The sequence below is a fragment of the Ectobacillus sp. genome (assembly GCF_056992975.1).
Genome location: NZ_JBXKMX010000138.1, coordinates 1 through 2,903 on the forward strand (window position 1 = coordinate 1; position 2,903 = coordinate 2,903).

Sequence of the window (2,903 nt, forward strand, 5' to 3'; positions counted from 1 at the left end):
GCTGATATGAAATTACGTCGTGAAAATGCGGGGAAACCACCGTTTGAAACATTCGGAATGGCAGCTTATGTTATTTGCCGTGATACACCAGAAGAAGCTCAGGCTGAATTAGATCGTATTACGGATATTAAGGATTCTAGTGGGTATGCAGGTTACGATGATTTCGTAAGCAAATCTCATCTTGAGCAACAAGTGAAATTGTATGACTATTCTGTTTCAAACCGTGGTTTGCGGCCAAATTTAATTGGAACCCCAGAGCAAATTGCCGATCAAATCTTAGCATTCGAACGTGCTGGAGTTGATCTTCTCATTCTTCAATTTTCACCACAATTAGAAGAAATGAAACGCTTTTCAGAGCAAGTTATGCCAATTGTAGAAAAGAAACGAGTACAAGCGATACAACTATAAGGAAAGAAGGAATTGTAGATGGCAAAGATTTATATTATTCATGAAAATGATGAATGGACGATTCATTTAACGAAACGCTTAGATGAATTGAAACTTCCATATGAGGTATTGCATTTAAATGCGGGAACAGTTGATTTATCTGCAGAGCCGCCAGAAGGAATTTATTATAGTCGTATGAGTGCTTCTTCTCATACTCGCGGTCATCGATTTGCTCCTGAACTTGCTGGATCCCTTATAGCATGGTTAGAACACCATGGTAGAAAAGTGTTTAATGGTAGCCGCGCTCTTCAATTAGAGGTTAGTAAGGTCGCACAATATTTGGCGTTAAATAAAGAAGGTATTCGTACACCAAAAACTATTGCAGCCGTTGGTAAGAAGCAAATAATTGAAGCTGCAAAACAGTTTGAAGGACAGCCTTTCATTACGAAACATAATCGTGCGGGTAAAGGTCTTGGTGTACAATTGTTTCAAACAATTGCTAGTTTGCAAGCATATGTAGAAAGCAGTGCATTTGAAGAACCAGTTGATGGTATTACGCTTATCCAAGAATATATACAATCACCAGAGTCATATATTACGCGTTGCGAATTTGTCGGAGGAACATTTGTATACGCAGTTCGTGTTGATACTTCTGAAGGATTTCAGTTATGTCCTGCTGATGCATGTCAAATTGGAGATTTATTTTGCCCAGTTGGTGAAGAATCGGATAAAAAACCGAAATTTCAAGTTATTGATGGATTTCAAGAATCTATTCTTAAAAAGTATGAAGCAGTCTTGGCAAATAACGGAATTTCTGTTGCTGGTATTGAGTTCATTCGTGATAGTAAAGGTGAAATCTATACGTATGATATCAATACGAATACAAATTATAACTCCGATGCAGAAGCAAATGCTGGAAAATACGGCATGCTAGAAGTAGCAAAATTCCTTGGAAAAGAATTAGAAAAGGAATACGGAGCTCGCGTTAAATAATCTTTTCTAATTGATACGATAAATAGTTTTTTTCATAAAAACGCCTTTGGTTTCTAACTGAAGGCGTTTTTATTATGAATCTTTCAACAAAATACAAGTCATATCCTTGTATTAGATTCATAAGCTTAATCAAGAGACTTTGTCTATTGCTATTCTAATGTAAAGGTGGCGCCTTCTTCTATGAAAAAACAAATGATTGCCACTTGTGTGCTGCTTCTATTGATCCTTATTCCTATTCATTCGCACGCGGCGGAAGGGGAGGGGAAACGCAGATCTGTAATGCTCATCTATGATGATTCTGGCAGCATGCGAACGAGTGGAAATGTAGAGGTTGATCGCTGGAAGTATGCCAATTACGCTTTGCAAAGCTTTGTTGGATTGCTAGATAGTAAGGATCGGTTTTCTTATGTAGCAATGAGCAATCCAACTTCAGAAGTAGCTGTCACTCTTGAACGGCGACAAGAAGAAATCAATCAGCTTCGTTCTATAGACAAATTTAAAGACACTCCGTTTCAATCCGTTGATACAGCGATAGAGGCAATGAAACGTCAAATGAAAGGGAACGAGTCTGATGAGTATTGGTTTATGATCGTTACAGACGGAGCCTTTAACGATTTGCAAGTTACAAATCCAGCTCAATATGCTAGCAATAAAAAAATGATGACAGATACACTTCAAAACTTTATGCAATTTACGACTGATAACCATATTTCAATTCACTTTCTTCTTATTACTATGGAATCAAATATAAGCAATGAGGAACGTCAGCAGATGAATACGTTTAAAGAAATTTGGAAGCAGACAACAAATGGATTGGTTCTAAGTAGTGATGGGGAAGATGGAATTATTCGAAGTGTAAATGAAGCAGCTGCACTTATATCCAATCGTGATCCATTTTCAAATATAGAAGATGTGCTAAAGCTTACGGTAAGAGATGCAACTATTTCGTTTGTATCACCGTTTCCTATGCGTCGTATTACAGTAGTTGAGCAGGAACATATTAACAATATTGTCGGTCTGTCTGATAAAGTCGCGACGACGGAGGGACCGTTCTTGATGAGTGCTCCGAAGATGCCAATGCTTGGCGGCGCAGTGGTTCATATGGAACATCGAGATGGGTCTGTCATGAAACCTGGAACGTATACGATGCAGCTTGAAAAACCAGTAGATACATCTAAAAGTTTGAAGGTACTTGTAGAGCCTGCACTTGATTTTACAGTCAACTTGTTTGAGAAGAATGGAAATCAATTAAATAAAAATGAGGGTAGTCTTTATGTAGGAAGTACAGCTATCATTGAAGCAAGACCCATTGATTTACCTATTCATCCTACCGACTATACAGCCTCCTATGAACAAAATGGTCAAACATACGAAATGAAGTGGAATGAGGAAAGAAAAGCATTTCAATATACAACCACAGTTGGAAATGAACTTTTGCAAGGAAATGTGGTAATGAGTATTAAAGGATTTTATCAGCAAACGAAAGAAATTAGGATTCATCCTGTTAGCAAGCCAAATTTCAC

General features: G+C 37.7%; 3 protein-coding genes. All 3 read left to right on the forward strand.

All coding sequences use genetic code 11. The features are described 5' to 3' along the window. Nucleotides 1-408, forward strand: a 408-nt coding sequence (locus tag AC11ZT_RS06780; protein WP_484058868.1) for an LLM class flavin-dependent oxidoreductase, incomplete at its 5' end; no start/stop codon positions are given. A gap of 18 nt (nucleotides 409-426) precedes the next feature. After that, nucleotides 427-1,380, forward strand: coding sequence for an ATP-grasp domain-containing protein (locus tag AC11ZT_RS06785; RefSeq protein ID WP_484058869.1), 954 nt, complete (start codon nucleotides 427-429; stop codon nucleotides 1,378-1,380). Nucleotides 1,381-1,560: 180 nt separating this feature from the next. Next, nucleotides 1,561-2,903 (forward strand): VWA domain-containing protein (locus AC11ZT_RS06790; protein ID WP_484058870.1); only part of this gene is annotated, 1,343 nt, incomplete at its 3' end.

What these genes read in the sequence shown, in the direction of transcription:
- AC11ZT_RS06785 (WP_484058869.1), top strand. Translation starts at nt 427, where the DNA reads ATGGCAAAGATTTATATTATTCATGAAAATGATGAATGGACGATTCAT.